Origin of the sequence: Streptomyces glaucosporus, from assembly GCF_039533345.1 — a bacterium.
Lineage (GTDB): Bacteria > Actinomycetota > Actinomycetes > Streptomycetales > Streptomycetaceae > Streptomyces > Streptomyces glaucosporus.
The window spans coordinates 99,302-125,904 of record NZ_BAAATJ010000005.1 but is presented as its reverse complement, the minus strand read 5'-3'; the positions used below and the strand labels follow the sequence as shown (position 1 = coordinate 125,904).

Sequence of the window (26,603 nt, the reverse complement as noted above, 5' to 3'; positions counted from 1 at the left end):
TCAGGCCGCCGGAAGAGGGGAGCGCGCCCGCGCGGTCCCGTCGGGGCCCGGTGCGCCGCGCCGCCGCCCGAGTGCGAGCGCGGCCAGCCCGAACGCCGACCACAGCGCCAGCACCAGTACCGGTCCGGCGGCGCCGTGGCCGTCGAAGTACGCCACCGAGCGCAGCGCCGTGCCGGCCGCGCCCGGGGGCAGCCACTGGCCGAGCGCTCCCGCCGGCTCCGGCAGGAGTTCGGGCGCCGAGGCGGCCCCGGAGAACGGGTTGCCCAGCAGGACCACCGTCAGGGCGCCCAGTCCGATGCCCGCCGGGCCCAGCAGGGCCGCGAGCCCGGCCACCGCCGAGCCGACCGCGAGGACGGCCAGGGCGAGCGTTCCGGCCTCCGCCCACCAGTCGCCGGTGAGGACGCCCAGCCAGCCGTGGCCCAGCGCCGCCGCGACGGCGCCCGCCAGGGCGGCCGCCGCCAGGAGCGCGGCCGGGGCGTACGGCCCGCGCAGTCCGAACCGCCACACCAGGACACCGGTCGCGACACCCGCCAGGGACAGGGGCAGCAGGCTCGCGCCGAGCGCCGCGCCGCGCGGGTCGGAGGGGGGAGCGGCGACGACATCGGTGACGCGGACCTCGGTGCCGGGCGGCGCCTGCCCGGCGACCGCCTCCCGCAGCAGCTGGGCGACCGCGGGGCTCGCGGCGGAGGCGGTGAGCAGCTCCGGACCGCCTGCGGAGACGACCACGGCCCCGTAGACCTCCCGGTTCTCGATCGCCTCGCGGGCCGCGGCCTCGCCGGCGTAGCGGTGCACCTCGAAGGCGCCGCCGCGCGCGGCGAGGCTCCGCTCCAGCGGGGCCGTCGCGGCGGCGGGTCCGGCGACGCCCACCGGCAGGTCACGGGGGGCGAGGCGGGCGGCGGGCCAGGCGAAGGCCCACAGGGCGAGGGCGGCGATCACCGGCACCAGCACGGCGATCAGGACGATGCCGCGGGCCGGGGGCGGAGCGGGTCGGGGGGCGGAGGGGGAGGGCATGCGAACTCCTCCGATTCTGAGAGAAGGATCGTTCGTTCTATTTCGCTTCCACCGTGCTCCCGGGACCGCGCCTTGTCAAGAATGAACGTTCGTTTTAAGTTGGGGGCATGGCTCGCGTCTCCCAGGAACACCTCGACGCCCGTCGCCGCCAGATCCTCGACGGCGCCCGTCGCTGCTTCGCCCGCAACGGCTTCCACGCCACGTCCATGCAGGACGTCCTGCGCGAGGCGGGCCTGTCGGCCGGCGCGGTCTACCGCTACTTCCGCAGCAAGGACGAACTGGTGGCGGCCATCGCCCTGGAGGTCTTCGAGGAGGTCGGGGGAGCGTTCGAGGCCGTCTCCCGGTCCGAGGACCCGCCCCCGCCGGGCCGCATCCTCGGCGAGGTGCTGCGCCTCGTCCTGGGAGACGGGGAAGAGGAGAGGGTCCCGCCGCCGCTGCTGGTCCAGGTGTGGGCGGAGACGCTGCGCAGCGCTGAGCTGGCCGAGGCCCTGGACAAGGGCTATGCGCGCGTGCGCGAGGCGTGGGTGAGGATCGTCGGGGCGTACCAGCGGCGGGGACTGATGCGCGACGACGTCCCGGCCGACCAGGTGGCCCGCACCCTCATCGGCGTCGCCCAGGGATTCCTGCTCCAGCGGGCGCTCTTCGGCGCGGGCGACGTGACGGACCTGGAGAACGGCCTGCTCGCACTGACGTCGATGAGGCCGCCCGATGACCCGGCCGGCCGTGCGGACGGCGCCCCGGAGGGCCCGCCGGTGTAGCCCCGCGCCCCGTCCCCCGGAGCGGAGGGCCGGAGCCGCGGTGACGGAAGGGGTCGCACGGCTCCTCCCGCACGGACGGGGAGGCCCGCCGGCCCGGCGGGAGGGGCGCCCCCGCCGTCCGGCGCCCGGAGGAGCCGGCCGGGGGCGTCGCCGGAACACGGACCGGGACCGCCGCACCGCGGGACCTCAGGGAGCGGCGTTCCCGGGAGCCGCGCCGGAACCCTCGCCGTTCCGCCGGGCCGCCGCCTGGGCGGCCTTGGCGTCGGGGGCGTACAGATCCACGTACTCCTGACCGGACAACTTCATGATCGCGTACATGATCTCGTCGGTGACCGCACGGAGCACCGTGCGGTCACCGTGCATCTCCGCGAAGCGCGAGAAGTCCAGGGGCTCGCCGAAGCGGATGGTCACCCGCCCGATCTTCGGCAGGGTCCGGCCCGGCGGCTGGATCTCGAAGGTGCCCACCATGGCGCACGGGACCACCGGCACCCCCGCCCGGAGCGCCATGACGGCCACCCCGGTCCGGCCCCGGTACAACCGTCCGTCGTGCGACCGGGTGCCCTCGGGGTAGATGCCGAGCAGCTCGTCCCCGCGCAGCACCTTCAGGCCCTCCTCGATCGCCGCCCGACCGGCGCCGCGGCCCGAGCGGTCCACCGGGATCTGCCCCACGCTGCGGAAGAACGCCGCCGTCAGCCGGCCCTTCAGCCCCGGCCCGGTGAAGTACTCGGCCTTGGCGAGGAAGGTGATGCGGCGTTTGAGGATCGCGGGCATCAGGAAGTGGTCGGAGAACGACAGGTGGTTCCCGGCGATGATCGCCGCGCCCTCCTGCGGGACGTTCTCCAGGCCCTCGATCCGGGGCCTGAACAGCAGCCGCAGCAGCGGTCCCAGCACGACGTACTTGAGCACGTTGTAGAACACGGATTGGCTCCCTACGCTACAAGGTGGACCTCTGAGCCGCTTTCTTCCAGGTCACAGGGGGGATCGGGCGGAGGTGCGGGCGCGGGTCCCAGCACGTCCGCCCGCCTCCGGCCGGACCCGTACCGACTCGGCGCCGACTTCTGTGACGAGCTGTCAGGCCATTCCGTTCCGTATCCGACGCTTACCCGTCCGCTGCCGGTGCAGGCGTCGGGCCGATCGCGGTCCGCGGACGAACAGCGTCTCCCCCAAGGTGCCCCCCATGGGCGCCGTCACCGCCGACGCCCCGAGGCCGGGGGCCTCCGGCGGCCTCGCGGCCGGCACCGGCCCGTGCGCCGGGCCCGAAAGCGGCGATGACCGGGGCGTTCCCACTCGGAAGACGCGGATCGCGGAATCCCGCGCCCGGCCGTCCGAGCGGGGGCGGCCGTCTTCGGCGCCCATGCGAAGGAGCCGTGCGCGGGGCGCCGCGCGACCGAAGACGAACGTCCGTGCGGGGCGCCGGCGCGGTGCGCGGCATGATCTCGGCCCGGGGCCGTGCTCCCTCCCGTTCCCCGGTCCCGGGGCCGCGCACACGCGATCGGACTTCCGCGCCCCGCACCGGCGGGACATGCGGGAACCGGCCCTCCGGCGTTGGAAGCGCTGTGTCCGGGGGCGCCGCGATCCGTGTAGTACGGGTCCCGGCGCCCCCGGAGCGTCACTTTCGGATCACTCCTTGCCGAGGAGCTCGTTCATCCTGTCGATCTCGTCGCCCTGGGTGGTGACGATCTCGTCGGCCATGGACTTGGCCGGGCCGTGGGAGCCGTTCTCCCTCTGGGCCTCGGCCATGGCCACGGCGCCCTTGTGGTGTTCGATCATCATCTCCAGGAAGGCGGTGTCGAACTCCTTTCCGGAGGACTTCTCGAGCTTCTCCATCTGTTCGGGGCTCATCATCCCGGTCATGCCGTGGCCGGAGTGGCCGGAGTGATCCGTGCTTCCTCCGGCGGGGACGTCCTCGCCCCAGGACTCCAGCCAGCCGGTGAGGGTGTCGATCTCCGGCTGCTGGGCCCTCTCGATCTCGGCCGCCAGGTCCTTGACCTCCTGGGACGCGGCTCGGGTCGCGGCGAGGCCGGCCATCTCCAGCGCCTGTCGGTGGTGGGGGATCATCCCCTGGGCGAAGGAGACGTCGGCGGCGTTGTGCTCGCCGGCGGAAGCCGGGGCCGAGGCGCCGGCGGAGGGCTTGCCGTGGCCCGCGTGACCGGTGGAGGCGGCGTCGCTGCCGCAGGCGGCCAGAGCGACGGAGGCCGCCATGGTCACCGCCGCCGCGGCGGCGGCCCGGCGCAGGGCGGAACGGTATGCGGTCATGGTGGTGCGAACTCCTGCTGCGTGAAGTACGGAAAGGGCACGGCAGGACGCGGCGACCGTCCCCGGTGGGGGCGGCGGCGCGCGCCGGGCGGTCCTATATGCGCAGGAGTTGCAGTTCGCTCAGGGACGGCGGCGCACGGCCGCCGAGCGAGTCCGCCGGGACTCGGGGCACGGCGAGGGCGCCGGCCGCCGTGGTGACCGCGGAGGCGGAGAGAGCGGGCAGGACCGGCGGGCCGGAGACGCCGGCGGCTGCGCAGACGGAATCCGCGTGGTGCGGGTGACCCTCCGTCCCGTGCGGGGAGTGCACGCACTCGGCGTCGTCGGGTGCCATGGCGGACGCGGGCATGGCGTGCACGTCGGCGGGCCGGGTGTGGGACCCGCCCGGCAAACCGACCGTGGCCGGCCCGTGCATCGCCACCAGGCCCGTCAGTACCGCCAGGACCAGCAGCATCAGCCGCTCCCGCGCCCCTGGTGCGCGGAGGGCGGAGCGCGGACGCCGGTTCATGCGATCGATTCTAGGGACCCATCGCGCGGGGCGGTCACGGGCTGCCGCGATGGTGGGGGGGCGTCACCGGCGTCGCTTCCGCCGGGTCCGTCACGGCGTGCGCGGCCGTCCGTCCCGCTCGGGCCGTCCGCGGAGTCCGTGCCGCATCGCGCCGCGCGGCCTGCGGGCAGCCGGTGCCGTGGCCGCGAGCAGTATCGGCGGACCACCGTCGGCCCGGAGGTGTGGTGAGGGCCGGCGCCCGTGGGGGTGCCGGCCCTGGTGGGGTGGTGGTCCGCCGGGGGTCAGATCGGGCGGACGGCGGTGGCCTGCGGGCCCTTGGGGCCCTGGACCACCTCGAACTCCACGCGCTGGTTCTCCTCCAGGCTGCGGAAGCCGGAGGCGTCGATTTCGGAGTAGTGGACGAAGACGTCCGGTCCGTCCTCGCGGGCGATGAAGCCGAAGCCCTTGTCGGCGTTGAACCACTTGACGGTTCCCTGGGTCATGTTCTGCTCCTTGTCAGGGCTGGGGGTGCGGTCCCCGCACCGTGCGGGGGCCGGGCCGGTGCCGGACGCGGCTTCTCCAGACTCCTGAAGGAAGGCGGCGCCCGCGACAGCGTTCTTCGCGAGCGTGTGGAAAACGCAAACACACAGAAACTGCAGCCGGCCGGTACAACACCACCGTTCCCGGAATCATTCCCCCCACCCCACCCCTCGACGAGAACCGGCGAACGCGCGGGTGAAGTGCTCGGCCGCCTGCCGCTGCGCCCGGCCGGCCTTGTCCAGGACGGCCGAGGCGCCGAAGAACTCGTGCATCACTCCGTCGTAGCGGGTGAGGGTCGTGGGCACCCCGGCGCTTCGCAGACGGCGCGCGAACTCCTCGCCCTGGTCCCGCAGGACATCGCGTTCCGCTGTGATCACCAGGGTCGGGGGCATGACCGCGAGCCGGTCGGGCGGCAGCCCGAGGAGGTCGACCCGGGGGTCCTCCACGGCGTCGGGCCTGCCCTCGAAGGCGTGCGTCATCATCCAGCTCAGCAGCGCCCGGCTGAGGGGCCTGCCGTCCGCGGCGTCCTCCATCGACTCCCCGTACTGCTCGACGGTCGTCAGGGGGTAGACGCAGACCTGCGCCCGGGGAACCGGTTCCCCGGCGGCGGCGAGCTGCATGGCCGTCGCGGGTGCCATGGCGCCGCCGACCGACTCCCCGCCGATGCCGATGCGCTCCGGGTCGCCGCCGAACCGGGAGGCGTTGGCGACCGTCCAGCGGTAGGCGGTCAGAACGTCGTCGTGGGATGCGGGGAAGGGCGCCTCCGGCGCGCGCCGGTAGTCGGGCGACACCACGATCGCACCGGCCCTGTTGGCCAGCCCCCGGCAGGAGGCGTCGTAGGTGTCGGTGTCGAACAGCACCCAGCCGCCGCCGTGGATCCACATGACGACGGGCAGCGGGCCGGCGGGCGGGTCGGCGGGGGTGTAGACGCGCAGGGTCTGGTCGCCGCCGGCCGCGTCGGGAATCCTCAGCTCCTCCACCGACCCGACCGGCTCGGGGCCGATGATCCCCTTGGCCTCCATCGCCCTCCTGATGGCGGCACCGGGACCGGGCTGTTCGCGGGCCAGACCCGGGGTGAGGGTTTCGAGGGGGAGGGGTTCCAGAGCCGCGTACGCGTCGACGACGGCCTGAGCCTGAGGGTCCAGCAGTCCGGACGCGTCGGTGAGCAGCCGCTTCCGCTTGCCGGACGCGGCGGCCCTGGACTCGTCCAGGGGCTTGGCCAGCGCGGCGGCGGCCTGCTCGGTGATGCCGCCGCTGTCGGGCGCGTTCGGGTGAGGGGCGGGCGGCGCCTGCCGCTTGGCGGCGATGAACCGCCTGCCGAGCTCGGCCATCCTCTCGGGGCCCACTCTGGAGCGGAACGCCGGGAGTTCCTCCCCCTCCTCGCCGGCGACGTGGTGGCGCACCAGGGCCATGAGCCCGGTCAGCGCCCGCTCGAAATCGGCCTCGCCCGGTTCGGTGCTGTCGAGGGCGGTGAGCAGTTCCTTCATGCCGTGGTGCTCGTTCCGGGCGTCGCGGTTGGCGCCCTCCATGCCCAGGTCGAGCCAGAGCGGGTAGAGAACGGTCTCCTCGGCGAAGGCGTGCAGGGAGAGCTCGAAGCCGATCCGGTCGGCGAGAGCCCGCCGGTCGCCCCTGCCCGCTTCCAGATGCTGGAACTGTCTCTCCACGATCGCGTGGTCGTCGGCGATCAGGCGGTCGATGTCGCCGGGCTGGGTGGGGTAGGAGAGGGCCACGTGTCAACTCCTCCGAGGAAGGTGCGTCCGGCCGCCGGGATGCGGCCCCGGAGAGGTACCTCCTCGCGCGAGGAACATGCTCCGCGCCCACCTTCGGCGCAACCGCTGCCGGAGGACGTCCCCGCGGGCCCGGACGGACCCGGGCTCCCGCCGGCGGATCCTCCCGGGGAGACCTGCGGGAATGTGACAGGAGTGCCGGAAGGGACACGGGGTAGCAGGTGGGCCGACCGGAGCGTTCCGGTACCTCGACGGGCGAAGGAGGAGACCTGCCGTGCTGATGGCCCACCCCGCGGTCCTGGGCAACCTGCTGGAGCAGTACGAGACCCTCGTGGCGCTGAACGCCGAAGCAGGCGGCCCCGAGGTACGGCAGCGGATGGAGGACGTCGCCCACACTCTGTGCGTCTCGACCGGCACGCGGGACGTGGAGGCCGCCCTGGCGGCGGCCCGCACCCGGCTGGCGGACGCTTCCGCCGGCGGAGCCGCGCTTCCCGCCTGAGACCGCGGGTCCTGCCGCCCGCGGGTGGTTCCGGGTGGGCGGGGTGTGGTGAGGGCCGGCGCCCGTGGGGGTGCCGGCCCTGGTGGGGTGGTGGTCCGCCGGGGGTCAGATCGGGCGGACGGCGGTGGCCTGCGGGCCCTTGGGGCCCTGGACCACCTCGAACTCCACGCGCTGGTTCTCCTCCAGGCTGCGGAAGCCGGAGGCGTCGATTTCGGAGTAGTGGACGAAGACGTCCGGTCCGTCCTCGCGGGCGATGAAGCCGAAGCCCTTGTCGGCGTTGAACCACTTGACGGTTCCCTGGGTCATGTTCTGCTCCTTGTCAGGGCTGGGGGTGCGGTCCCCGCACCGTGCGGGGGCCGGGCCGGTGCCGGACGCGGCTTCTCCAGACTCCTGAAGGAAGGCGGCGCCCGCGACAGCGTTCTTCGCGAGCGTGTGGAAAACGCAAACACACAGAAACTGCAGCCGGCCGGTACAACACCACCGTTCCCGGAATCATTCCCCCCACCCCACCCCTCGACGAGAACCGGCGAGAACCCCGGGCGGGGCGGTGCCGCGGCCGGAGGCCGTACATGAGGACTCCGCCGTCCCCGGGCGGACATCGCGGGGGAGCTGCCGGGTACTCGCGGCCCGCCGGCGGCACACGCCGCCGGGCCGTCCCGACAGCGCATTGGAGAAGCCGATGACCCAGCAGATCAGCGAGATCATGACGGCCGACCCCACCACCGTCGCCCCGCGGACCCCGATCGTCGAGGTCGCCCGCCTGATGCGGGAGGAGGACATCGGCGACGTGCTGGTCGCCGAGGGCGACCGGCTGCGCGGCCTGGTGACCGACCGCGACCTGGTGGTACGGGCCATGGCCGACGCCCGCGACGTGGAGGCCACCCCGGCGCAGGACGTGTGCAGCACCGACCTGGTGACCTGCGCCCCGGACGACGGGATCGAGGAAGCCGTGCGCCTGATGCGGGAGCACGCGCTGCGCCGGCTGCCGGTCCTGGACGGCGAGGCACTGGTGGGGGTGGTCAGCATCGGCGACCTCGCCGTCGAGCGGGACAGGGGATCCGCGCTCGGCGACATCAGCGCCACCGAGGCCAACCGCTGACCCCGCGCCGTGCCGCGCCGAACCGGCCGCCCGCCGCGACGGCGAACGGGGAGCCCTTCCCCGGTCGGCCGGCGGGTCGGCCCCGCCCGCCACCGGCAGGACTCCGCCGTGCCCTGCGAGCCTCCTCCTGCCCCCTCCAGCCTCTGCCGGACGAGGAGGACGGGGGCACCGGGGACCTGCCCGCGGGCGGTCCCGGCGCCCTGCTGCGCCGGAGCCGCGAACAGGCCTGGCCGCCGTCGGCCGGTGACGGGGAAGGGCCGGGTCCCGCCGCCGTGCGCGGCGGGACCCGGCCCGGGAACGGCGGCGGGAGAGGCCGGTCAGGCCACGGGCTGCATGCCCGCGCCCGCGTTCACGGCGTCGGCCAGGGAGCCGTCCGGCTCCGGCGGCACGTCCCGCGGGTCGCCGCCGTGCGCGGCGATCGCCCGGCGGTAGACCACCTCGTATCCGGCCGCCATGATCTCCGGGCGGAACCGCTCGACGACGCTCTTGCGGCACCGCGCCGGGTCCAGCCCGCCGACGGCCTCCAGGGCCTCGGGCAGCTCGGCCGGATCGTCGCGCACCAGGCCCGTCGCGCCGTCCTCCACGACCTCGGGCACCGAGCCGCGGCGCAGGGTGACGACCGGGGTGCCGCAGGCCATGGCCTCGATCATCACCATGCCGAAGGGCTCCTCCCACTGCAGGGGGAACAGCAGGCAGCGGGCCCTGGCCAGCAGGTCCTTCTTGCGTTCGCCCCCGACCTCGCCCAGCCACTCGACGCCGGGACCCAGACGCGGCTCGATCTCCGCCTCGAAGTAGGCGTGTTCCGCCGGTTCGCTGCACTTGGCGGCCAGACGGATCCCCCGCCCGGCGGCGCGTGCGGCGTCGATCGCCAGGTGCATGCCCTTGTCCGGGGTGCAGCGTCCGAGGAAGAGGACCCAGTCCTCCTTCTCCGGGCGGAAGGGGAAGTCCTCGGGACGGAGGGCGTTGTACACGGTGCCGCACCAGTTGAGGTCGGGCGCCGGGCGCCGCTGGGCGTCGGAGATGGCCACCAGGTGCACGCTGTCGCCCAGGTGCCGGTAGTACTCCCCGGGTTCCCCCTCGACCGGGCCGTGGACGGTGACCACCGTGGGGACGTTCCGGCCGCGGGCCAGCAGCGGCCCGGCCAGGGAGTGGTCGTGGACCACGTCGACGTCGAGGCCGTCGAGGATCCGCCCGGCGGCCGCGGCGTGCAGCACCTCCGGAAGCGGTTCGCCCAGCCGCGGGCCCTGCGGCACGTCGTAGGTGCGCACCATCCGCGCCCGGGTGCCGTTGCGCCCGGCCGCGACCAGCGTCACCTGGTGCCCCCGTGCGACCAGCGCGTCGACCAGGTCCGCGCACATGGCCTCGATGCCCCCGTAACCGCGCGGGGGCAGGTCGAACCACGGCGGCGCGATCATGGCGATGCGAAGCGACCGGTTGCTCAACTCGACTCCTCCTTTGCTCGCGTCGGCTGTCCGGGCGGACCGGACGGTCCGGGCGGTCCGGACGACGGGGACGACGGGGACGACGGGGACGTGCGCGGCCGGGACGGCGGGCTGCGGCGGGGCCGTTCTCCTTCGGGCGGTTCGGGTGGTTCGGACGGTTCAGGTGGTTCGGACGGTCCGGGAGGTCCGGTCCGCCCGGGCTCCGGACGGCGGAGGCCGCGAGCACGGGAGACCGGACCGCCGGGGACGGGCCGGGGCGCTGCCGGGGCCGCGGGGAAGCGGCAGGGCCCGCGGGGAGGGATCAGCCCCCCGCCACCGAGCACGGGCACGGCTCGTCCGTCAGCTTCACCCCGTCCGGCAGGCCGTCCACGTCCAGCCGGCCGTCGCGCAGTTCGATGCGCACCCGCGCGTCGCCGAGCGGCAGGTCCTCCACGCGCAGCGGTCCGAAACGGGACGGCAGGGCCGGGGCGACGCGCAGCCGCCCGTGGGGCAGGCACGCCTCGGCGCCCAGGAGCACCCTCAGCAGGTGGAGCGGGGTGGCCGACGCCCACGCCTGGGGCGAGCACGACGCCGGGTACGGCACCGGCAGGTCGTACTCGGCGCGGTCGAAGCCGCACAGCAGTTCCGGCAGCCGGCCGCCGAACGCCGCCGCCGCGTCGAACACGGCGGTGGCCACGCGCCGGGCGTGCCGGGTGAAGCCGTAGCGCATCAGCCCGGCGGCCGCGATGCCGCTGTCGTGCGGCCACACCGAGCCGTTGTGGTAGCTCATCGGGTTGTACGCGGCCATGGAGGTGGCCAGGGTCCGCACCCCCCAGCCGCTGAACAGCTCCGGGGACAGCAGGTGCTCGGCGACGCGCGGGGCCCGCTCGGCGTCCACGATGCCGCTCCACAGGCAGTGGCCCATGTTGGAGGCCAGGGAGTCGACGGGCCGCTTGTCGCCGTCCAGCGCCATCGCGTACCAGCCCTTGTCCGGCAGCCAGAAGCGCTCGTTGAACCGGCGCCGGAGATCGCGGGCCTTGTCCCGCCAGCGCGAGGCGCCGGCGGTGTCCCCGGCGTCCTCGGCCAGCAGGGCGCGCGCCAGGTAGGCGGCGTGGACGTAGCCCTGCACCTCGGCCAGGGCGATCGGCGGCTCCGCGATGCGCCCGTCGGCGCTGTTGACGCCGTCCCAGGAGTCCTTCCAGCCCTGGTTGACCAGGCCCCGGTCGGTGGCGCGCCGGTACTCCACGAACCCGTCGCCGTCGCGGTCCCCGTACCGCTCGATCCACTCCAGCGCCCGGTCGGCGTGCGGCAGCAGCGCCCGTACGGCGGCCGGGTCGGCGCCCCAGCGCAGCAGCTCGCCCAGGAGGACGACGAACAGGGGGGTGGCGTCGACGGTCCCGTAGTAGACGTTGCCGCCCAGCACCAGCGAGGCGTCCACGCCGAAGCGCAGCTCGTGCGGGATCCGGCCGGGCTCCTCCTCGGTCATCGGGTCCTCCCGGCGGCCCTGGTAGCGGGCGAGGACCTGGGCGGTGCCGAGGGCCAGCCGGGGATCGGTCGGCAGCGACATCAGCGCGGTGAGGATCGAGTCCCGGCCGAACAGCGCCATGAACCACGGCGCGCCGGCCGCCACCACCGGGGTGTCCGGGAGCTCCGGGTCGAAGATGCGCAGCGCGCCCAGGTCGCGGCGGCTGCGGCTCAGCGTCGCCGCCAGCGCCTCGTCGCCCACCGACACCTTGGGGCCGGTCTCCAGCCACTCGGTGTTGCGCACCACCGGCCCGGCCTGCTCCACCGGCCGCTCCAGCGGGAAGGACGTCGGCGTCTCGACCCCGTCCACCAGCGGGGTGACCAGGACGGACTTCTCCCAGGTGCCGCGCGGCGGCACGACGACCCGGAAGGTGAGCGAGCCCGGCGCGCCGGTGGCCCCCTCGGCGGCGAGCCGGACCCCGCGGCTCTGCCCGCGCCACTGGCGCGACAGTGCCAGGACCCCGTCCCCGTGCTCCACGCCGTGCTGGCCCTGGAGACGGACCCGGCCCTCCTTCACCTCGAACAGGTCGGCGAAGTCGGCCTCCGCGCGGAGGGTGAGCACGCAGGCCGCGGCCTCGTTGCCGAGGTTGCGCAGCACCACGTCCTCGCGCATGCCGGCGCCGACGAACCTCCGCCGCTCCACCAGGATCGTCGCCTCCGCCTGCCCCGGCCGGGGCCGGGCGCGGCCGAGGAAGACCGCCCGGTACGGCTCGGGGACCATCACGGACAGCGGTTCGATCTCCTCGTCGTCCAGTCGCAGACGCCAGGACGACAGGATGCGGGTGTCGCGGTAGAAGAGGCCCTGGGGTGTCCCGGAGGCGATGTCACCGCCCGGTTCGGACAGACAGAACGACGAACCCTCGATGAGCGTGACCGCGCCGGTGTCCACCCGCGCGGATTCTCCGGCGAAAGTCCACCCCTCCGCCATCGATCACCCTCCCACAAGTCGAACCTGGAAAGTCCAGTGCGAGCCGAATGCGGAAAGTCCGGCGGACACCCCGGCGACAGGCGAGCGGACGGCGAGCGGACGCGGTGTCGGTGTCCTGGCGGACCCTCCGGGACGATCACCATCTTTATAAGGCGTCGCGCAAGTTTCCTGCAAGATTCCATGGCAGCGGAACGGCGCGGAGGGAACTGAGGCGCGATCGGCGTACGGGCCGCCGGGGGAGGGCCGTCCCGGCTCCGCAGGCCGCCGGGGAGCCTCCGGGAGCCGCCGGGGTCGTCACCCGGGCAGGGGAGCGTCCTCCGCCGGCGGGGTGACGGTGCGGGCGCGGACGCTTGCCCGCGGCGGGGCGGTGCGGTGACCTGGTCGGCGCAATCGCGCTCACCCCCGAACCGTGCCCGTCCCGAGGAGAGTCGTCATGTTCCCGCGCCCCCGAACCTTCGCCGCCGCGGCCGCCGCCGCGCTTCTCGCCCTCGTCCCGGCGTCCGCCACGCGCGCCACCGAGCCGGCGCAGCCCCACGGCGAGATCTTCCTGACCATCTCCGACGCCGGGAACACCTGGATCCGGGGTGTGCTGCTGACCTGCCCCGACCAGGACGGCCCCCACCCCCGGGCGGACGAGGCCTGCATCCTCCTCGACCAGGCCGGGGGCAGGATGCGGGCGCTGCCCGAACGGGAGCAGCACTGCACGGCGCACCACGCGCCGGTGACCGCCTCCGCCACGGGAACCTGGCGGGACGTCCGGATCTCCTGGCAGGGGAAGTACCCCAGCACCTGCGCCCTCGTCCGGAAGACCGGGGCCGTGTTCGACTTCTGACCCGCCTCCCCGGGCAGTCCCGGGGAGGTCCGGGGAGGCACCCCGGGAAAGACCGACGGGCGGGACACACACCGTGTCCCGCCCGTACCGTTCAGCGCTCCCGCGCCGTGACCAGGCCCAGGGTGGCCAGCCCCAGCACCACCCAGGCGAACCACAGCCAGCCGTTGCCGCCCAGGGCGACGGAGTAGGCGGTCACCAGCACCAGGGCGGCCACCGTGGTCACCGCCATGGCCTTCGCCCTCTCCGGCAGGGGCCTCGTCCTCGTCCTCTCGGGCGCCCTCTCAGGCATCGCTCACACCCTCCTCCCGACACCGTCGGCAGGCGGACCGGGCGGAGCGCTCCCGCCGCGGCCGGGGCGCCGAGCACCCCGGCCGCGGCGCCGGGTCACCGGCCGCGGGCCTGGAGCGACGCCAGGTAGTCGTTGTAGGCCGCCAGCTCGCGGTCGCCGTCGCGGTCGGCGGCCCGGTCGCTCCGCCGAGCCTGCCTCTGCTCGGAGAAGTACCACTGAATGAGCAGGGCAATCAGCACGATGACCGACGGAATCTCGCTGAACGCCCAGGCGATGCCGCCCGCCGTCTGCTGGTCGTCGAGCGCGGTGACGCCGAGCGAGGCCGGCGGGTCCGCGTAGGTGGTCACCAGCGGCGTGCTCGCCATCATCAGCGCGATGCCGAAGAAGGCGTGGAAGGGCATGCCGGCGAACAGCTCCAGGATCCGCATCACGTAGCCGGGGCGGTGCGGGCCCGGGTCGGCTCCCATGATCGGCCAGAAGAAGATCAGCCCCACCGCCAGGAAGTGCACCATCATCGCGATGTGTCCGGGCCTGGAGCCCATCAGGAAGTCGAACAGAGGGGTGAAGTACAGCGCGTACAGGCTCGCGATGAACATGGGGATGGTGAACCCCGGATGCGTGATCACCCGCATGTACCGGCTGTGCAGCAGGGCCACCAGCCATTCGCGGGGGCCCTTGCGTCCCCGCCCGGCGGCCGGCAGCGCCCGCAGCGCCAGCGTCACCGGGGCGCCCAGCAGCACCAGGATCGGCGACAGCATGCTGATCACCATGTGCTGCACCATGTGGACGCTGAACAGCACCATGCCGTAGTCGTTGAGCGCGGTGCACATCACCAGCGCGACCGTCAGCACGCCCAGCGCGAAGGAGACCGCGCGGCCCACGGGCCAGGCGTCGCCGCGCCGCCGCAGCCGTACGACTCCCCAGCCGTAGAGCAGCAGCGCGAGCAGGCTGCCGGCCAGGAAGAACGGCTCGCCGGAGAACTCCAGGCCACGTTCGAGGGTGAAGGGCGGAAGATCCGCCGTCATGCCGTGTCCGTCGTGGTCCATCCGCAGCTCTCCCGATTCGTGCCGATCCGCTCGAACCAGGGTAGGACCGCCCCCGCCCGGGTCTCCGGGCGGGGGTGACACGGTCAGGCGGGCTGGGTGGCCGCCGCGATCCGCTCGGCGCGCAGCGCCTCGTACCAGCGGTCGTCCACCGGCGGGAGGGCGTTCACGTCCAGGGCCAGCTTGAGCAGCAGGTCCGCGATCTGCGGGTTCCTGGCCAGCACCGGTCCGTGCATGTAGGTGCCGAAGACGGTGTCGTTCCAGGCGCCCTCGGTGCCGTCGCCGGTGCCGTTGCCCTTGCCCAGCCGCACCCGGGCCAGCGGCCGCGCCGTCGGCCCCAGGTGCGTGATGCCCTGGTGGTTCTCGAAACCGGTGAGCTGCGGCAGCCCCAGCCGCTCGTCGATGTCGGCCAGGACGTCGCCGACGCACCGCTCGCCCTCGCCGCGGGTGCTGGTCACGTCCAGCAGGCCCAGCCCGGGCTCGCGCTGCCCGAGGTCGTTGATGAACTCGTGCCCCAGGATCTGGTAGCCGGCGCAGACCGAGAAGACGATCGCGCCGTTGTCCACGGCCCGGTTCAGCCCGCCGTCGCGGCGCAGCCGCTCGGCGGCCAGCCGCTGCGGGCGGTCCTCGCCGCCGCCGATCAGGTAGATGTCCCCGGAGGTGGGGATCGCCTGGTCGGACCGGACGTCGATCCGGTGCACCCCCAGACCGCGCTGCCGCGCGCGCCGTTCCACCACCAGTACGTTGCCCTGGTCGCCGTAGGTGCTCAGCAGGTCAGGGTAGACCCACACCAGGCGCAGGCCGCTCTCGTTCATGCTCGCCATCCTCGCCGTCTCCTCGGCCGTGTTGTCGATGGTTGCCGGATCAGTTGCCGACGACGCGGCGCAGGTCCTGGAACGCGGTGTAGTTGGCGATCGCCTCGATCCGGCCGGGCGGGCACTGCCGCACGGCCTCGGCGGCGTTCTCGCACACCTGGAAGTCCACCCCGGCGACCTCCAGCCGGACCGCCAGGTCCAGCTTGCGGTCGCCGATCACGCAGATGGGGTGGCCGGCCAGCCGCGAGTAGTCCACGTCCCACAGCCAGGAGGTGTCGGTGCCGTCCGCGCTGCGGGCGTTGACCGACAGGATGACGGGTGCGGGCGGGCCGTCGATCAGGGAGAACGTCTCCAGCCAGCCCGCCGGGTTCTTCGCCAGCAGCAGCCGGAGCTCGCGCCCCTGGTAGGACACCACGTCGTAGCGGCCCGCCACGGCGGTCACCGAGTACATCCGTTCCAGCGCCACCTGCGGGGGGACGCCGAAGGCGGCGGCGACGGCCGCGGAGGTCGTGGCGTTGGCCTTGTTGGCGCGGCCGGGGAGCTGGAGGTGGATCGGCCAGGCCGAACCGTGCGGGTCCAGCACGTGGTCGCCGGAGAGCGCCCAGCTCGGGGTGGGGCGGCGGAAACCGCACTCGCCGCAGAACCAGTCGTCGCCCGGCCGCTGCATCACGCCGCCGCAGGCGGGGCAGGACCAGGCGTCGTCCTTCCACTCCTGTCCGGCGGCCACCCACACCACGTTGGGGGAGGAGGACGCGGCCCACACCACCAGCGGGTCGTCGGCGTTCGCCACGATGACGGCCTTGGAGCCGGAGAGGCCCTCGCGCCACTTCTCGGCCAGCATGCGGGTCTCACCGGCGCGGTCGAGCTGGTCGCGGGAGAGGTTGAGCAGGGCGATGGCCTTGGGGGACACGTCGCGGGCCACCGTGGACAGGTACTTCTCGTCGACCTCGATGACGCCGTAGCGGGCGTCGCCGCCCCCGGCGAGCGCCGCGGTGATGCCGGCGGGCATGTTGGCGCCCAGCGCGTTGGAGACCACCGGGCCGACGGCCCGCAGGGCCTCGGCGATCAGCCGGGTCGTGGTGGTCTTGCCGTTGGTGGCCGACACCAGGACGACGTCCAGGTTCTGGGCGAGCCGGGCCAGCAGGTCGGGGTCGAGTTTGAGCGCCACCCGTCCACCGATCACCGATCCGCTGCCACGACCCGCGGCCCGTGACACCGCCGCCGCGGCCTTGCCCGCCGTCACGGCCAGCTTGGCCCGCGGCGGCAACGGCTCCGTGTTGCCTGCCATCGTTCTCGCTCCTCCTTGCCCCTGGATCGGGACTCAGCCTACCGAGGTCCGTCTCCGGTCCCGAACCGAGCCACCCTGCGATGATCACCCCGGTGCGGACGGCGCACACGCACCGGGGAGGGTTTCCACCGGAAGGTCCGGTTCCGTCCGCGCCGCGGACGGCGGCCGGCCTCCGCGCCGGACGGCCGGGCCCGGACCCGACCGGTCAGAAGCCGGGGCCGCCCGCCCGGTCGTCCGCCGTGACCAGACCACCCCACAGCAGGTCGGCCAGATGCCGTACCAGCCGCTCCCTGGGACAGGGTCGCTCGCGCAGCCACCAGTCCCCGGCCGCGTGCATCATGCCGACGATGCCGTGGCCCCACACCCGGGCCCGCTCCTCGCCCTCGGGACCGAGTTCGATGCGCTCGGCGATGACCGTGGCCAGCTCCTCGCCCAGCCGGCGCAGCAGGGGGGCGGAGTGCTGCCCGACGTCGAAGCCGCGGTCCCCGCCGGGCTCCTCGGCCGGATGCATCAGGAAACGGTAGACCTGCGGGCGGGCCTCGATGGCGGCCAGGTAGGTGTCCAGCGCGGCCTCCACGCGCTCGCGCCGGTCGCGGGGGGCGTCCAGCGCGGCCCGCAGCGAGTCCACCAGGGCGTCGGTGTGCCGTGCGGCCAGGGCCCGGTACAGTCCGCCCTTGTCGCCGAAGTGCCGGTAGAGGATGGGTTTGGTGATGCCGGCCTCGGCGGCGATGGCGTTCATCGACGCGCCGGGACCGTCGCGCAGCACCACGCGCTCGGCGGCCTCCAGCAGTTCCCTGCGGCGGCGCTCCGCGGCGCCGAGCCGGTCCTCCCGGTGTGTGGTCTCCATGTCCTGGCCTCTCCCCGACCCTGTGACGCCCCGTCGGCACCTTTGCGCAACGTAACACCCGGCGCGGGGGAGGGGCGTACCGGGCGCCGGAGGTTGACACCGGACTGGCCGGTAACGTACTTCTGTTACCGCTAGTAACAAATGGATGGAGGGCTGCCATGGCGGAGTTCGCGCTCGAGCTCAACGAGGACCAGAAGGCCGTGAGGGACTGGGTCCACGGCTTCGCCGCCGATGTCATGCGTCCCGCCGCCGCGGAGTGGGACGAGCGCGAGGAGACTCCCTGGCCCATCCTCCAGGAGGCGGCCAAGATCGGCCTCTACTCGCTCGACTTCTACGCCCAGCAGTACTTCGACCCCACCGGCCTGGGCATCCCCGTGGTCATGGAGGAGCTGTTCTGGGGCGACGCGGGCATCGGCCTGTCGATCGTCGGCACCGCCCTGGCCGCCGTCGGCGTGCTCGCCAACGGCACCGAGGAGCAGATCGGCACCTGGATCCCGCAGATGTACGGGGACGCCGACGACGTGAAGGTCGCCGCCTTCTGCTCCTCCGAGCCCGACGCCGGGTCGGACGTCTCCGCCATGCGCACCCGCGCGGTCTACGACGAGGCCAAGGACGAGTGGGTGCTCAACGGCACCAAGACCTGGGCGACCAACGGCGGCATCGCCAACGTCCACGTCGTCGTCGCCGTCGTCGACCCCGAACTCGGCGCCAAGGGGCACGCCTCCTTCGTCGTCCCGCCGAACACCCCCGGCCTCTCCCAGGGGCAGAAGTTCAAGAAGCACGGCATCCGGGCCTCCCACACCGCCGAGGTGGTGCTGGACGACGTCCGCGTCCCCGGCCACTGCCTGCTGGGCGGCAAGGAGAAGCTCGACGAGCGCCTGGCCCGCGCCCGCGAGCGCGCCAGGAAGGGCGGGGACCGCGTGAAGAACGCGGCGATGGCCACCTTCGAGGCGTCCCGCCCGGCGGTGGGCGCCCAGGCCGTCGGCATAGCCCGCGCCGCCTACGAGGTCGCCCTGGACTACGCCAGGACCAGGGTGCAGTTCGGCCGCCCGATCATCGACAACCAGGGCATCGCCTTCCAGCTCGCCGACATGCGGACCCGCATCGACGCGGCCCGCCTCCTGGTGTGGCGGGCCTCGTGGATGGCGGCGGCGGGCAAGCCCTTCGAGGCCGCCGAGGGATCGATGTCCAAGCTGTTCGCGGGGGAGACCGCGAAGGCCGTCACCGCCCAGGCGATCCAGATCCTCGGCGGCAACGGCTTCACCCGGGAGTACCCGGTGGAGCGCATGCACCGGGACGCCGCGATCTACACGATCTTCGAGGGGACCAGCGAGATCCAGCGCCTGGTCATCGCCCGCACGATCTCGGGCATGCACATCCGCTGACGTCCCACCGGGCCGCCGCTCCCCGGCGGCGGCCCGGCCTGGTTCGCTCCCGCTCCTCCGCCCGCCGCACCGTCCGGCGGGCGCCGTCCACGGCTGTCGCGGCCCGCGGTGACCGTCCCCCGGGGGTCCGCGCGGCACCGCTGCCGGGGCCGGATCCAACGCGGACCCCGGCGGGGGCCGGGGGCGCGCCGGCCCGGGGCGGCCGGGACCTCCCCGCCGGCCCCTTCCCCGTGTCCCCCGTTCCGGTGGCGGCCGCGACGCGCCACCGCGTCGACACCTCACGGCCGGGAACCGGTCCCGCCCGGCGCACCGCCGCCCGCCGCACACTCCGGTTCCGCCCCCTTCCCGCTCCGGACCCGCCCGCCGGCAGCTCCCGGTCCGCCCGCGACCCGGCCGCCGTCCGCACGGCCCCTCCGGCAGGAGCGCCGGCGCCGCGAGGCCCCTGGGCGGACCCGGCGGGAAGACCCGCCCCCCGGCGCCGCGGACGTCTTCGCCGCCGCGAACCGCATTCGTCCCGGCGTGCCCGGCCTCCCGCCCCGGACCCCGCGGCGGCACGCGGACCCGCGCGGGTCACCCGACACGAGGACGGCCATTCGAGCTGATCACACCGGCGCGCCCGGTTCCGGGAGCCAGCTCCCGCCGGGCCGCCGCACTGCCGGAGAGCTCCCGGCAGCCGCTGCTCAGAGGCCGTGTCAGGGCACAATGACCGGGGCCGTGGAGACGCTCGGGACTCCGGACGCACAGAAGTGAACAAATTCACAGATACCGTCAGATCTCCCAACAAAGCGAGTTCTTGACGCACTATCCGTAGACGAGGCAAGTCCCCGCCACCGGGCGGGGCGCCCGGGCGGACGCCGAATCCTGCCGCCGTCCGGGTGAGAGACGGACCATGACGAATCGGCAGGAGCGGGAGACCCAAGCAGGACCGGGCCGCGCACGACGCGGCCCTTGGGGTGAAGCCACATCAGGTGGCCGGGCAACTTCGCCGGCCCGAACCCGACAGGTCATCTTTCGCAGGCGGATGACGAAGGGTTAGTTCATGTCCGCGTATCCGCGCATACCTGGACTCGTGTCCCGGGCAGCCGTCACCTCCGCCGTCACCGCCGCGACGCTCGCGGGGACGGCGCTGGTCCCGGCCGCCACCCCCGACGCCGAGGCGCTGACCCCGGCCGGCAAGGCACTCAAGGTAGCGGCCTCCAAGAAGGGGGCGCCCTACCAGTACGGCGCCGCCGGGCCGAACCGCTTCGACTGCTCGGGACTCACCCAGTACTCCTACAAGAAGGCGGGCAAGAAGCTGCCGCGCACCGCGGCGGCCCAGTACAACCGCACCAAGCACATCTCCGCCAAGTCCCGGAAGAAGGGCGACCTGGTGTTCTTCCACTCCGGCGGCAGCGTCTACCACGTCGGCATCTACGCCGGCGACGGGCGGATCTGGCACTCCCCGAAGCCGGGGAAGACCGTCCGCAAGGAGAAGATCTGGACCAAGAGCGTGCGGTACGGGCGCGTGAAGTGACCCCGGGCCGGGCTCGACGGACCCGGTGACGGCGCGCCGCGGACATCCGTCCGCGGCGCGCCGTCGGCACGTTCGGCCCCGGTTCGGCTCTCCGCGATTCCGCCGGGGCGTGGAGCCGTTCCGCCGCACCGCCCGGACGGGCGGGCTCGCCCCCATGAGACTTCTGGTACTGGGCGGAACGGAGTTCGTCGGCCGGGCGGTCGCCGAGGAGGCACTGGCCCGGGACTGGCAGGTGACCGTCTTCCGCCGGGGACAGCACGCCGCGCCCGCCGGCGCCGCGGAACTGCTGGGCGACCGCACGGCCGACGGCGGTCCGGACGCCCTGGGCGATCTCCCCGTGCCGGACCGGTTCGTCCTTGCGGTCGGACCGCACCAGGTGGGCGCCGGGCCGTTCGGCGATGCAGGCTTCGAACTCCCGCCCGGCGAAGCCCTTGTCGGCGAGGATTGCCTGCCCGGTGCGGATCAGGCGGTGGTCGCGCTCCGGCAGCGCGGCCATCACCTCGCGCTCGCCGGGTTCGGGGTGGGCCAGGCACCAGGTGACGGGCATGCCCTCGGCGGTGGTGACCAGGTAGAGCCGCCGGCCCCAGAAGAACCGGGGGTGGCCGCGGCGGTATCCGTAGCCGGCGTGCCCGGCCAGGCCGGAGCGTTTGACCGTCTCGCGGGAGGCCGCGCACGGCAGTGGGGTGGAGTCGACCAGCCGCAGGTCGTCGTGCCAGGTGGGCACCTGCCGGGCCAGTGCCTCGATCACCTGGCTGATCAGCGGCCCGGCCGCGTTCAGGCGCTTGGTGCGGGCGGACTGCCGGGGCAGGCAGCGGAACAGGTGTCCCGGCCGGGCATGTGCGAAGCGGATCCGGTGCCGAGCCGAGGGGAAACCGGGCAGGGCCTGGGCGACCTCGAGGCACAACAGGTCGGCGTCCGTCGGTTTCGGAGGTCGCCCGATCCGGCGGCATGGCGCCACGTGGTCGTCGATGAACACGTACAGTGCCGCCGGAAGGGCGTCCAGGGTTGTCTTCACACACTGACCAACGGGCGCCCTTCGCCATGGTCGCGACCAGGACAGACACCGGACTCATTCATCTGGCGGCGGGACTGCGCTGCCGGCCCGCCGCCGGGGCGGCGGCCGACGCCTGGGCCTGGCTCCGGAGCCTGGACGGGGAGCCGCCCCGGCGCCCGGACCGCCCCGGCTCGGCCTGGACCCGGAGAAGGAGGAGGTCCTGGCGTCGGCGGGACGGTAGCCTCCGCGGGGGTCCGAACGCCCTCGCCGTCGAGAGGAGCCGGGCATGGTGTCGAGCAGGGCGAAGCGGAACATCGCCGCCGGGTGGGCGGTGCTCGTCCTGGCGGGGGCCGCGGCGACACTGGCTCTGAACGGCAGCGCGGAAGAGGCTCAGCAACGGGGCGGCTGGGAGGAGTACGACCCGCGGAAGCACCCCGGGCTGCCGCCCGGAACGCGCCCGTGGCCGCCGGCGGAATCCTGCGCCGCGTCCGGACCGGACGGGAACGGCCGCCCGGTGGAGCCGTGCGCGTACCGCCCCGTCCCGTCCGGCGAGCCCTCCTGGTGAGGGCCCGGCCGGCCGCGGCACTCCGCGCCGTGCGGCGGTGAACGGCGGCCCGCCCGGCCGCCGGCCCCCGGAAGGGGCGTGGGCGGCCGGGCGGGCCCGGAAGGGAACCGTGGGACGGAGGTCAGCGGTTGGGGTCGTCGGCGCTGATGTCGGCGAGAGCGGAGCCGGGGTCGCGTTCCACCGCCAGGTCGCCGATGCTCACCACACCGACCGGGTGGCCGTGGTCCACGACCGGCAGCCGCCGCACGGAGTGCTCGCGCATCAGCCGCACGGCGTGCGAGACGTCGTCGTCGGGCGCCGTGGTCACCAGCGTCTCGCTGCAGACCTCCCGCACGGGGATGTCCCCGCCGCTGTTCTCGGCGAGGGCGCGCACCACCAGGTCCCGGTCGGTCACCATGCCGCGCAGCTCGTCGCCGTCGACCACCAGGACGTCACCGATGTCACGGTCCCTCATCAGACGCGCGACCTCGGCCAGTGTGGTCTGCGGGGAGGCGGTGGCCGGGTCGGCCGTCATGATCTCGCGGATCTTCTGGGCCATGGAAACACTCCTCGTCCGGGGACTCGGATGTCGGGCTCGGACGGGGGACGGTCGTCCCCGCCCCTTCTCCACCCGGTACCCCGGACGGCGGGCACGATGCCCGGTGTGTTCGTTTTCAAGGTTTTCGGGTGTTCCGTCCTGTCGGTGTGGAGGCCGTCCGCGCGGTGCTCCGGGACCTTCCCCGGGAGCCGGGCGAACCCGTTGAGCGCGGCGGCGGCCCGGAACAGGTCCGGATGGACCGGTCCGGACTGTGACCAATGCCCGCACCGGGGTACAGGTGGGCCTATGAGCACTGAACGGATGGAAGAGAGCGCGAGCCTGGTCGAGGTCGAGCTGCCCGACTGCACCCCCTCGGACGCCGAGGCCGTCTTCACCGTGCTGAGGTCCGCCTTCCCGGAATCGCCCCAGCTGGGAAACGGCCAGGGCCGGGACGGAGGGGGCGGCGAGGAGAAGCGGAGGTTCTGGGTCGGCACGGTCGACGTGCGCACGCACGGCGACGTGGAGTGCGCGCTGGAACTGAAGGAGCCGACGGAGGCCGACATCAGCGGCAGCCCCGACGCGGTACGGCAGGTCCAGGACGCGCTGGCGGGCTTCTACGACGTGACGGCCGAGCCCCGGATCTCCGGCGACCAGGAGGTGGAGGTACGGCTGCGGCTCGCCCAGCGGTGACCGCCCGCCCGTGAGGCGGTTTCCGGGGGCGCGCTTCGCCGGCCGGCGGCGCCTTCGGGCCGGGCGGGCGTACGGTCTCCCCGGCGGTTCGCGACCCGGTGGCGGGGAAGCCGCCCCCTCCCCGAGCGGCCGCGCGGCCGGGGGGACGGGCGGGGCCGCCCGGGTCCACGGACGGCCCCGCCCCCCGCGTGGCTCCCGTCCGTCCGCCTCGCCGGCGTCTCGCCTCCTCGGCGCCTCCGCCCGGGCGCCCCGTCCCGCCGGGGGCGCCGTCCGCCGAGTGGGAGGGCCGCAGACGGGTACGAGGGTCGCGGAAAACGGGCCGTCGGCCGCAGGCCGCGCCGCCTCCACCGCTTCCGAGGAGGAACCCCATGCCCATCGCGACCACCAACCCGGCGACCGGGGAGACGCTGCAGACCTTCGAGTCCCTGGGCGCGGAGGAGATCGAGAAGCGACTGGACCTCGCCCGCGCCGCCTTCGAGACCTACCGCACCACCGGCTTCGGCGAGCGCGCCGAGCTGCTGCGCAGGGCGGCCGACCTGCTGGAGAAGGACCAGGACGACATCGCCCGCACCATGACCACCGAGATGGGCAAGCCCATCACCGCCGCCCGGGCCGAGGCCGCCAAGTGCGTCAAGGCGATGCGCTGGTACGCCGAGCACGCCGAGGAGCTGCTGGCCGACGAGCACCCCTCGCCCGCGGACGTCGAGGACAGCGGGGGGACGAGGGCGTACGTGCGCTACCGCCCGCTGGGCCCCGTCCTGGCGGTGATGCCGTGGAACTTCCCGCTCTGGCAGGTGATCCGCTTCGCCGCGCCCGCGCTGATGGCGGGCAACACCGGCCTGCTCAAGCACGCCTCCAACGTGCCGCGGACCGCCCTCTACCTGGAGGACCTCTTCCGTCGCGCCGGGTATCCGCAGGGCTGCTTCCAGACCCTGCTGATCGGCTCCGGCGCCGTCGAGGGCGTTCTGCGCGACCCGCGGGTGGCCGCCGCGACACTCACCGGCAGCGAGCCCGCCGGCCGCTCGGTGGCGAGCGTCGCCGGCGACGAGATCAAGAAGACCGTCCTGGAACTGGGAGGCAGCGACCCCTACCTCGTCATGCCCTCGGCGGACGTCACCCGGGCCGCCGAGGTCGCGGTGACCGCGCGGACCCAGAACAACGGCCAGTCCTGCATCGCGGCCAAGCGCTTCATCGTGCACCGGGACGTGTACGAGGAGTTCACGCGGCTCTTCGTGGACGGCATGAAGGCCCTGAGGGTGGGCGACCCGATGGACGAGTCCACCGACGTCGGACCGCTCTCCAGCGAGAGGGGGAGGGCCGATCTGGAGGAGCTGGTCGAGGACGCCCGGCAGCGCGGCGCGACCGTGCTGTGCGGGGGGCGGCGGCCGGCGAGCCACCCGGCGGGCTGGTTCTACGAGCCGACCGTCCTGGCGGACGTCACACCGGACATGCGCGTCCACCGGGAGGAGACCTTCGGTCCGGTGGCCACCCTCTACCGGGTGGCGGACCTGGACCAGGCGATCGAGGTGGCCAACGACACCTCCTTCGGCCTGAGCTCCAACGTGTGGACCCGGGACGAGGAGGAGCAGGAGCGCTGCGTGCGGGACCTCCGGGCGGGCGGCGTCTACATCAACGGCATGACCGCGTCGCATCCGGCGATGCCCTTCGGCGGGGTGAAGCGTTCCGGGTACGGCCGGGAGCTGTCGGGACACGGCATCCGCGAGTTCTGCAACGTCACCACGGTCTGGTACGGCACGCCCCCGGACATGCCCGCCGGCGAGTGACGCGCACGGGAGGGGCGCGGCGGCCGGCGCCTCACGCGCCGGTCAGCCTCAGCTCCGCCCACACCAGGCGTCCCTGCGATCCGGACGCGGGGACGTCCCCCCAGGAGTCGGCCAGGGCGTCGACGAGCTGGAGGCCGCGCCCGCAGGTCGACTCGGTGCCGGCGAGGCGCGGTGTGAGGCCCCGCGTGCCGGTGCCCTGGTCGCGCACCTCTATGCGCAGCCACCGCTCGGACTGCTGGAGGCGGCAGACGATCCTGTCGCTGGGGGTGTGGAGCACGGCGTTGGTGGCGAACTCGGAGATCACCAGCTGAGCGGTCTCGGCGGTGTCCCGGGGGCAGTGCCAGCGGTCCAGCCACTCGGCGAGCAGGCGTCTCGCCACGCACACGGAGGAACGCTGGGCCGGTACCTCGAACTCCGCCCGGAGGCGTGGCCGCGGAGCGGGTACGGCCGGAAGGGTGGGGGCGAGGCGCGCGGAGTGGGGGAGAAGAGCCATCACAGGCTCGCCTTTCGTATGCCGGTGGACGACGGAGGCGTCGCTCCGGCCCCGGGCTTGGGTCCATGGGGGAATCCGGTGCTCGGAAACGCCCGCCGGCCAGCCACTGCGCCCGGCGCGTCACCGCACGGCGGGGCGGTGAGGGGGCGGGCTCCGCAGACGGAGTGGGAGGGCCCGCGTTCCGGGGCGGTTCGACGCAGGGGCGATCGCGTCGTGGACTGGATCACCAGGTTACTATGCTCATTGGTGTCCGCAAAAGGCAAGAAGAGTTTTGCAATTTGCAAGATTTGAACGACAGTCTGGTCGTGCCACCCGAGTCGTGACACACTGCTCTGCCTGCGGTGAACGGGCGGGGAGGGAGACACCATGGCCGAGTCCCGGTCGGCGCCGACCGTGGGGCAGATCGTCCTGGGGCTGCGGTTGCGCGACCTGCGGGAGCAGGCCGGACGGTCCTTCGAGGAAGCGGCCAGGGTACTGAGCGTCACCACCTCCACGGTCCGCCGCATGGAGAAGGCCGAGGTGGGTCTGCGCCCCCTCTACGTCAGAGCCCTGCTGGAGAGCTACGGCGTCGAGAAGGAGGAGATCGACGCCTTCCTCGCCCTGGTGGAGAAGGCCGGCAAGCCCGGCTGGTGGCACCGGTTCCGCAGCGTCCTGCCGGACTGGTTCAGCCTCTACGTCAGCCTGGAGAGCGAAGCCTCCCTCATCCGCTCCTACGAGCCCCACTGCGTCCCCGGTCTGCTCCAGACCGAGGACTACGCCCGTGCCCTGCTGCGGACCGGCTTCCCCGGAGCCGACGACGAGGAACTCGACCGCCGGGTCGCCCTGCGCATGGGGCGGCAGCAACTCCTGGCCAAGCCCGAGGCCCCGCGCCTGTGGATGGTGCTGGACGAGCAGGTGCTGCGGCGGCCGGTGGGCGGCGCGGACGTGATGCGGGCCCAGATCGACCGGCTGATCGAGGAGAACGCCAAGCCGAACGTCAGCCTGCAGGTCATGCCCTTCAGCGCCGGGCCGCACCCCGGCATGTTCGGCCCCTTCCAGCTCTTCCGGTTCAGCTATCCGGAACTGCCGGACGTCGTCTACACCGAGAGCCTGACCGGCGCCGTCTACATCGACGAGCGCCCCGAGGTCACCGCCTACCTGGAAGCCCTCGACCGCATGGTCACCCAGGCCGTTCCGGTGCAGGAGACCGAGCGCGTCCTGCGGGAGATGCGCGAGCGCTTCTGAGGGGCCGGGTCCCCGCCGCGCCGCCGGATGTGACGGAAGCCACTCGGGGGAACGGGGCATTCCGTACAACCCTTGTG

Annotated in this window: 26 protein-coding genes, 2 pseudogenes and 1 riboswitch; of the genes and pseudogenes, 11 read left to right on the top strand and 17 right to left on the bottom strand. The window is 73.9% G+C overall.

Annotated elements, in window-relative coordinates:
• Positions 1-1,011 (bottom strand): ABC transporter permease, encoded by a 1,011-nt coding sequence (locus tag ABD358_RS08400; protein ID WP_344630233.1) that lies wholly within the window; start codon positions 1,009-1,011, stop codon positions 1-3.
• A 107-nt stretch (positions 1,012-1,118) separates the two neighbouring features.
• Here ABD358_RS08400 and ABD358_RS08395 point away from each other — a divergent pair, with 107 nt between their 5' ends.
• Positions 1,119-1,769, top strand: a complete 651-nt coding sequence (locus ABD358_RS08395) for a TetR/AcrR family transcriptional regulator (protein WP_344630232.1) — start codon at positions 1,119-1,121, stop codon at positions 1,767-1,769.
• Between the two features lie 186 nt (positions 1,770-1,955).
• On the opposite strand, the gene ABD358_RS08390 is transcribed toward ABD358_RS08395, so the two are convergent.
• The 5 genes from ABD358_RS08390 to ABD358_RS08370 all read right to left on the bottom strand — a co-directional run bounded on the left by ABD358_RS08390 (position 1,956) and on the right by ABD358_RS08370 (position 6,779).
• A complete protein-coding gene (locus ABD358_RS08390; protein ID WP_344630231.1) occupies positions 1,956-2,687 on the bottom strand; it encodes a lysophospholipid acyltransferase family protein in 732 nt (243 codons plus the stop codon).
• Between the two features lie 702 nt (positions 2,688-3,389).
• Entirely contained in the window at positions 3,390-4,025 is a 636-nt protein-coding gene (locus ABD358_RS08385; protein ID WP_344630230.1) for a DUF305 domain-containing protein, read from the bottom strand.
• A 94-nt stretch (positions 4,026-4,119) separates the two neighbouring features.
• The gene (locus ABD358_RS08380; protein WP_344630229.1) at positions 4,120-4,530 is read right to left on the bottom strand and encodes a DUF6153 family protein; all 411 of its coding nucleotides are present in this window, start codon (positions 4,528-4,530) and stop codon (positions 4,120-4,122) included.
• A gap of 281 nt (positions 4,531-4,811) precedes the next feature.
• The gene (locus ABD358_RS08375; protein ID WP_344630226.1) at positions 4,812-5,012 is read right to left on the bottom strand and encodes a cold-shock protein; all 201 of its coding nucleotides are present in this window, start codon (positions 5,010-5,012) and stop codon (positions 4,812-4,814) included.
• Between the two features lie 186 nt (positions 5,013-5,198).
• On the bottom strand, positions 5,199-6,779 hold the full coding sequence (locus ABD358_RS08370; protein WP_344630228.1) for an alpha/beta hydrolase fold domain-containing protein: 1,581 nt from the start codon (positions 6,777-6,779) through the stop codon (positions 5,199-5,201).
• Between the two features lie 271 nt (positions 6,780-7,050).
• On the opposite strand from ABD358_RS08370, the gene ABD358_RS08365 reads away from it, so the two are divergent.
• Positions 7,051-7,275: a DUF5133 domain-containing protein gene (locus ABD358_RS08365; protein WP_344630227.1), complete on the top strand. Its 225-nt coding sequence runs from the start codon at positions 7,051-7,053 to the stop codon at positions 7,273-7,275.
• Between the two features lie 105 nt (positions 7,276-7,380).
• On the opposite strand, the gene ABD358_RS08360 is transcribed toward ABD358_RS08365, so the two are convergent.
• Positions 7,381-7,581: a cold-shock protein gene (locus ABD358_RS08360; protein WP_344630226.1), complete on the bottom strand. Its 201-nt coding sequence runs from the start codon at positions 7,579-7,581 to the stop codon at positions 7,381-7,383.
• A 373-nt stretch (positions 7,582-7,954) separates the two neighbouring features.
• On the opposite strand from ABD358_RS08360, the gene ABD358_RS08355 reads away from it, so the two are divergent.
• Complete coding sequence (locus tag ABD358_RS08355) at positions 7,955-8,374, top strand: CBS domain-containing protein (RefSeq protein ID WP_344630225.1); 420 nt, start codon at positions 7,955-7,957, stop codon at positions 8,372-8,374.
• Between the two features lie 317 nt (positions 8,375-8,691).
• Here ABD358_RS08355 and ABD358_RS08350 read toward each other — a convergent pair whose 3' ends face one another.
• Together ABD358_RS08350 and ABD358_RS08345 are read right to left on the bottom strand one after the other, a co-directional pair.
• On the bottom strand, positions 8,692-9,816 hold the full coding sequence (locus ABD358_RS08350) for a glycosyltransferase family 4 protein (protein ID WP_344630224.1): 1,125 nt from the start codon (positions 9,814-9,816) through the stop codon (positions 8,692-8,694).
• A 301-nt stretch (positions 9,817-10,117) separates the two neighbouring features.
• The gene (locus ABD358_RS08345; RefSeq protein WP_344630223.1) at positions 10,118-12,208 is read right to left on the bottom strand and encodes an amylo-alpha-1,6-glucosidase; all 2,091 of its coding nucleotides are present in this window, start codon (positions 12,206-12,208) and stop codon (positions 10,118-10,120) included.
• Positions 12,209-12,680: 472 nt separating this feature from the next.
• Between ABD358_RS08345 and ABD358_RS08340 the strand changes: the two genes are divergently transcribed.
• Complete coding sequence (locus tag ABD358_RS08340; protein ID WP_344630222.1) at positions 12,681-13,079, top strand: SSI family serine proteinase inhibitor; 399 nt, start codon at positions 12,681-12,683, stop codon at positions 13,077-13,079.
• Positions 13,080-13,170: 91 nt separating this feature from the next.
• Here ABD358_RS08340 and ABD358_RS08335 read toward each other — a convergent pair whose 3' ends face one another.
• The 5 genes from ABD358_RS08335 to ABD358_RS08315 all read right to left on the bottom strand — a co-directional run bounded on the left by ABD358_RS08335 (position 13,171) and on the right by ABD358_RS08315 (position 17,361).
• Positions 13,171-13,368, bottom strand: a complete 198-nt coding sequence (locus tag ABD358_RS08335) for a hypothetical protein (RefSeq protein WP_344630371.1) — start codon at positions 13,366-13,368, stop codon at positions 13,171-13,173.
• Positions 13,369-13,463: 95 nt separating this feature from the next.
• Complete coding sequence (locus ABD358_RS08330) at positions 13,464-14,414, bottom strand: cytochrome c oxidase assembly protein (protein WP_344630221.1); 951 nt, start codon at positions 14,412-14,414, stop codon at positions 13,464-13,466.
• An 83-nt stretch (positions 14,415-14,497) separates the two neighbouring features.
• On the bottom strand, positions 14,498-15,226 hold the full coding sequence (locus ABD358_RS08325) for a type 1 glutamine amidotransferase (protein ID WP_344630359.1): 729 nt from the start codon (positions 15,224-15,226) through the stop codon (positions 14,498-14,500).
• 49 nt (positions 15,227-15,275) lie between these two features.
• The gene (locus ABD358_RS08320) at positions 15,276-16,514 is read right to left on the bottom strand and encodes a Mur ligase family protein (RefSeq protein WP_344630220.1); all 1,239 of its coding nucleotides are present in this window, start codon (positions 16,512-16,514) and stop codon (positions 15,276-15,278) included.
• Between the two features lie 205 nt (positions 16,515-16,719).
• Complete coding sequence (locus tag ABD358_RS08315; RefSeq protein WP_344630219.1) at positions 16,720-17,361, bottom strand: TetR/AcrR family transcriptional regulator; 642 nt, start codon at positions 17,359-17,361, stop codon at positions 16,720-16,722.
• Positions 17,362-17,519: 158 nt separating this feature from the next.
• Here ABD358_RS08315 and ABD358_RS08310 point away from each other — a divergent pair, with 158 nt between their 5' ends.
• From ABD358_RS08310 to ABD358_RS08300, 3 genes and pseudogenes are all read left to right on the top strand, one after another.
• Positions 17,520-18,746 carry an acyl-CoA dehydrogenase family protein gene (locus ABD358_RS08310; RefSeq protein WP_344630218.1) on the top strand — a complete coding sequence of 409 codons (1,227 nt, stop codon included), beginning with the start codon at positions 17,520-17,522 and terminating at the stop codon, positions 18,744-18,746.
• Positions 18,747-19,626: 880 nt separating this feature from the next.
• Positions 19,627-19,781: riboswitch (cyclic di-AMP (ydaO/yuaA leader) on the top strand.
• A gap of 4 nt (positions 19,782-19,785) precedes the next feature.
• Positions 19,786-20,259, top strand: a complete 474-nt coding sequence (locus tag ABD358_RS08305) for a C40 family peptidase (RefSeq protein ID WP_344630217.1) — start codon at positions 19,786-19,788, stop codon at positions 20,257-20,259.
• Between the two features lie 154 nt (positions 20,260-20,413).
• A pseudogene (locus ABD358_RS08300) lies at positions 20,414-20,584 on the top strand (NAD-dependent epimerase/dehydratase family protein); the annotation flags it as partial.
• Here ABD358_RS08300 and ABD358_RS28410 read toward each other — a convergent pair.
• Positions 20,582-21,274 (bottom strand): annotated as a pseudogene (locus ABD358_RS28410) (transposase family protein); the annotation flags it as partial. The pseudogenes ABD358_RS08300 and ABD358_RS28410 sit on opposite strands and share 3 nt — an antisense overlap.
• A gap of 265 nt (positions 21,275-21,539) precedes the next feature.
• On the opposite strand from ABD358_RS28410, the gene ABD358_RS08290 reads away from it, so the two are divergent.
• Positions 21,540-21,818 carry a hypothetical protein gene (locus ABD358_RS08290; protein ID WP_344630216.1) on the top strand — a complete coding sequence of 93 codons (279 nt, stop codon included), beginning with the start codon at positions 21,540-21,542 and terminating at the stop codon, positions 21,816-21,818.
• Positions 21,819-21,939: 121 nt separating this feature from the next.
• On the opposite strand, the gene ABD358_RS08285 is transcribed toward ABD358_RS08290, so the two are convergent.
• Positions 21,940-22,356 (bottom strand): CBS domain-containing protein, encoded by a 417-nt coding sequence (locus tag ABD358_RS08285; RefSeq protein ID WP_344630215.1) that lies wholly within the window; start codon positions 22,354-22,356, stop codon positions 21,940-21,942.
• Positions 22,357-22,641: 285 nt separating this feature from the next.
• Here ABD358_RS08285 and ABD358_RS08280 point away from each other — a divergent pair, with 285 nt between their 5' ends.
• On the top strand, positions 22,642-23,025 hold the full coding sequence (locus ABD358_RS08280; protein ID WP_344630214.1) for a hypothetical protein: 384 nt from the start codon (positions 22,642-22,644) through the stop codon (positions 23,023-23,025).
• A gap of 368 nt (positions 23,026-23,393) precedes the next feature.
• Entirely contained in the window at positions 23,394-24,809 is a 1,416-nt protein-coding gene (locus tag ABD358_RS08275) for an NADP-dependent succinic semialdehyde dehydrogenase (protein WP_344630213.1), read from the top strand.
• 31 nt (positions 24,810-24,840) lie between these two features.
• Here ABD358_RS08275 and ABD358_RS08270 read toward each other — a convergent pair whose 3' ends face one another.
• Positions 24,841-25,302: an ATP-binding protein gene (locus ABD358_RS08270; RefSeq protein ID WP_344630212.1), complete on the bottom strand. Its 462-nt coding sequence runs from the start codon at positions 25,300-25,302 to the stop codon at positions 24,841-24,843.
• A 366-nt stretch (positions 25,303-25,668) separates the two neighbouring features.
• On the opposite strand from ABD358_RS08270, the gene ABD358_RS08265 reads away from it, so the two are divergent.
• Complete coding sequence (locus ABD358_RS08265; RefSeq protein ID WP_344630211.1) at positions 25,669-26,526, top strand: helix-turn-helix domain-containing protein; 858 nt, start codon at positions 25,669-25,671, stop codon at positions 26,524-26,526.
• The last annotated feature ends 77 nt before the right edge of the window (positions 26,527-26,603 follow it).

What these genes read in the sequence shown, in the direction of transcription:
- ABD358_RS08280 (WP_344630214.1), top strand. Translation starts at nt 22,642, where the DNA reads ATGAGCACTGAACGGATGGAAGAGAGCGCGAGCCTGGTCGAGGTCGAG.
- ABD358_RS08340 (WP_344630222.1), top strand. Translation starts at nt 12,681, where the DNA reads ATGTTCCCGCGCCCCCGAACCTTCGCCGCCGCGGCCGCCGCCGCGCTT.
- ABD358_RS08380 (WP_344630229.1), bottom strand. Translation starts at nt 4,530, where the DNA reads ATGAACCGGCGTCCGCGCTCCGCCCTCCGCGCACCAGGGGCGCGGGAG.
- ABD358_RS08335 (WP_344630371.1), bottom strand. Translation starts at nt 13,368, where the DNA reads ATGCCTGAGAGGGCGCCCGAGAGGACGAGGACGAGGCCCCTGCCGGAG.
- ABD358_RS08385 (WP_344630230.1), bottom strand. Translation starts at nt 4,025, where the DNA reads ATGACCGCATACCGTTCCGCCCTGCGCCGGGCCGCCGCCGCGGCGGCG.
- ABD358_RS08330 (WP_344630221.1), bottom strand. Translation starts at nt 14,414, where the DNA reads ATGGACCACGACGGACACGGCATGACGGCGGATCTTCCGCCCTTCACC.
- ABD358_RS08310 (WP_344630218.1), top strand. Translation starts at nt 17,520, where the DNA reads ATGGCGGAGTTCGCGCTCGAGCTCAACGAGGACCAGAAGGCCGTGAGG.
- ABD358_RS08270 (WP_344630212.1), bottom strand. Translation starts at nt 25,302, where the DNA reads ATGGCTCTTCTCCCCCACTCCGCGCGCCTCGCCCCCACCCTTCCGGCC.
- ABD358_RS08305 (WP_344630217.1), top strand. Translation starts at nt 19,786, where the DNA reads ATGTCCGCGTATCCGCGCATACCTGGACTCGTGTCCCGGGCAGCCGTC.
- ABD358_RS08290 (WP_344630216.1), top strand. Translation starts at nt 21,540, where the DNA reads ATGGTGTCGAGCAGGGCGAAGCGGAACATCGCCGCCGGGTGGGCGGTG.
- ABD358_RS08275 (WP_344630213.1), top strand. Translation starts at nt 23,394, where the DNA reads ATGCCCATCGCGACCACCAACCCGGCGACCGGGGAGACGCTGCAGACC.
- ABD358_RS08285 (WP_344630215.1), bottom strand. Translation starts at nt 22,356, where the DNA reads ATGGCCCAGAAGATCCGCGAGATCATGACGGCCGACCCGGCCACCGCC.
- ABD358_RS08400 (WP_344630233.1), bottom strand. Translation starts at nt 1,011, where the DNA reads ATGCCCTCCCCCTCCGCCCCCCGACCCGCTCCGCCCCCGGCCCGCGGC.
- ABD358_RS08320 (WP_344630220.1), bottom strand. Translation starts at nt 16,514, where the DNA reads ATGGCAGGCAACACGGAGCCGTTGCCGCCGCGGGCCAAGCTGGCCGTG.
- ABD358_RS08325 (WP_344630359.1), bottom strand. Translation starts at nt 15,226, where the DNA reads ATGAACGAGAGCGGCCTGCGCCTGGTGTGGGTCTACCCTGACCTGCTG.
- ABD358_RS08315 (WP_344630219.1), bottom strand. Translation starts at nt 17,361, where the DNA reads ATGGAGACCACACACCGGGAGGACCGGCTCGGCGCCGCGGAGCGCCGC.
- ABD358_RS08265 (WP_344630211.1), top strand. Translation starts at nt 25,669, where the DNA reads ATGGCCGAGTCCCGGTCGGCGCCGACCGTGGGGCAGATCGTCCTGGGG.
- ABD358_RS08395 (WP_344630232.1), top strand. Translation starts at nt 1,119, where the DNA reads ATGGCTCGCGTCTCCCAGGAACACCTCGACGCCCGTCGCCGCCAGATC.
- ABD358_RS08375 (WP_344630226.1), bottom strand. Translation starts at nt 5,012, where the DNA reads ATGACCCAGGGAACCGTCAAGTGGTTCAACGCCGACAAGGGCTTCGGC.
- ABD358_RS08360 (WP_344630226.1), bottom strand. Translation starts at nt 7,581, where the DNA reads ATGACCCAGGGAACCGTCAAGTGGTTCAACGCCGACAAGGGCTTCGGC.
- ABD358_RS08355 (WP_344630225.1), top strand. Translation starts at nt 7,955, where the DNA reads ATGACCCAGCAGATCAGCGAGATCATGACGGCCGACCCCACCACCGTC.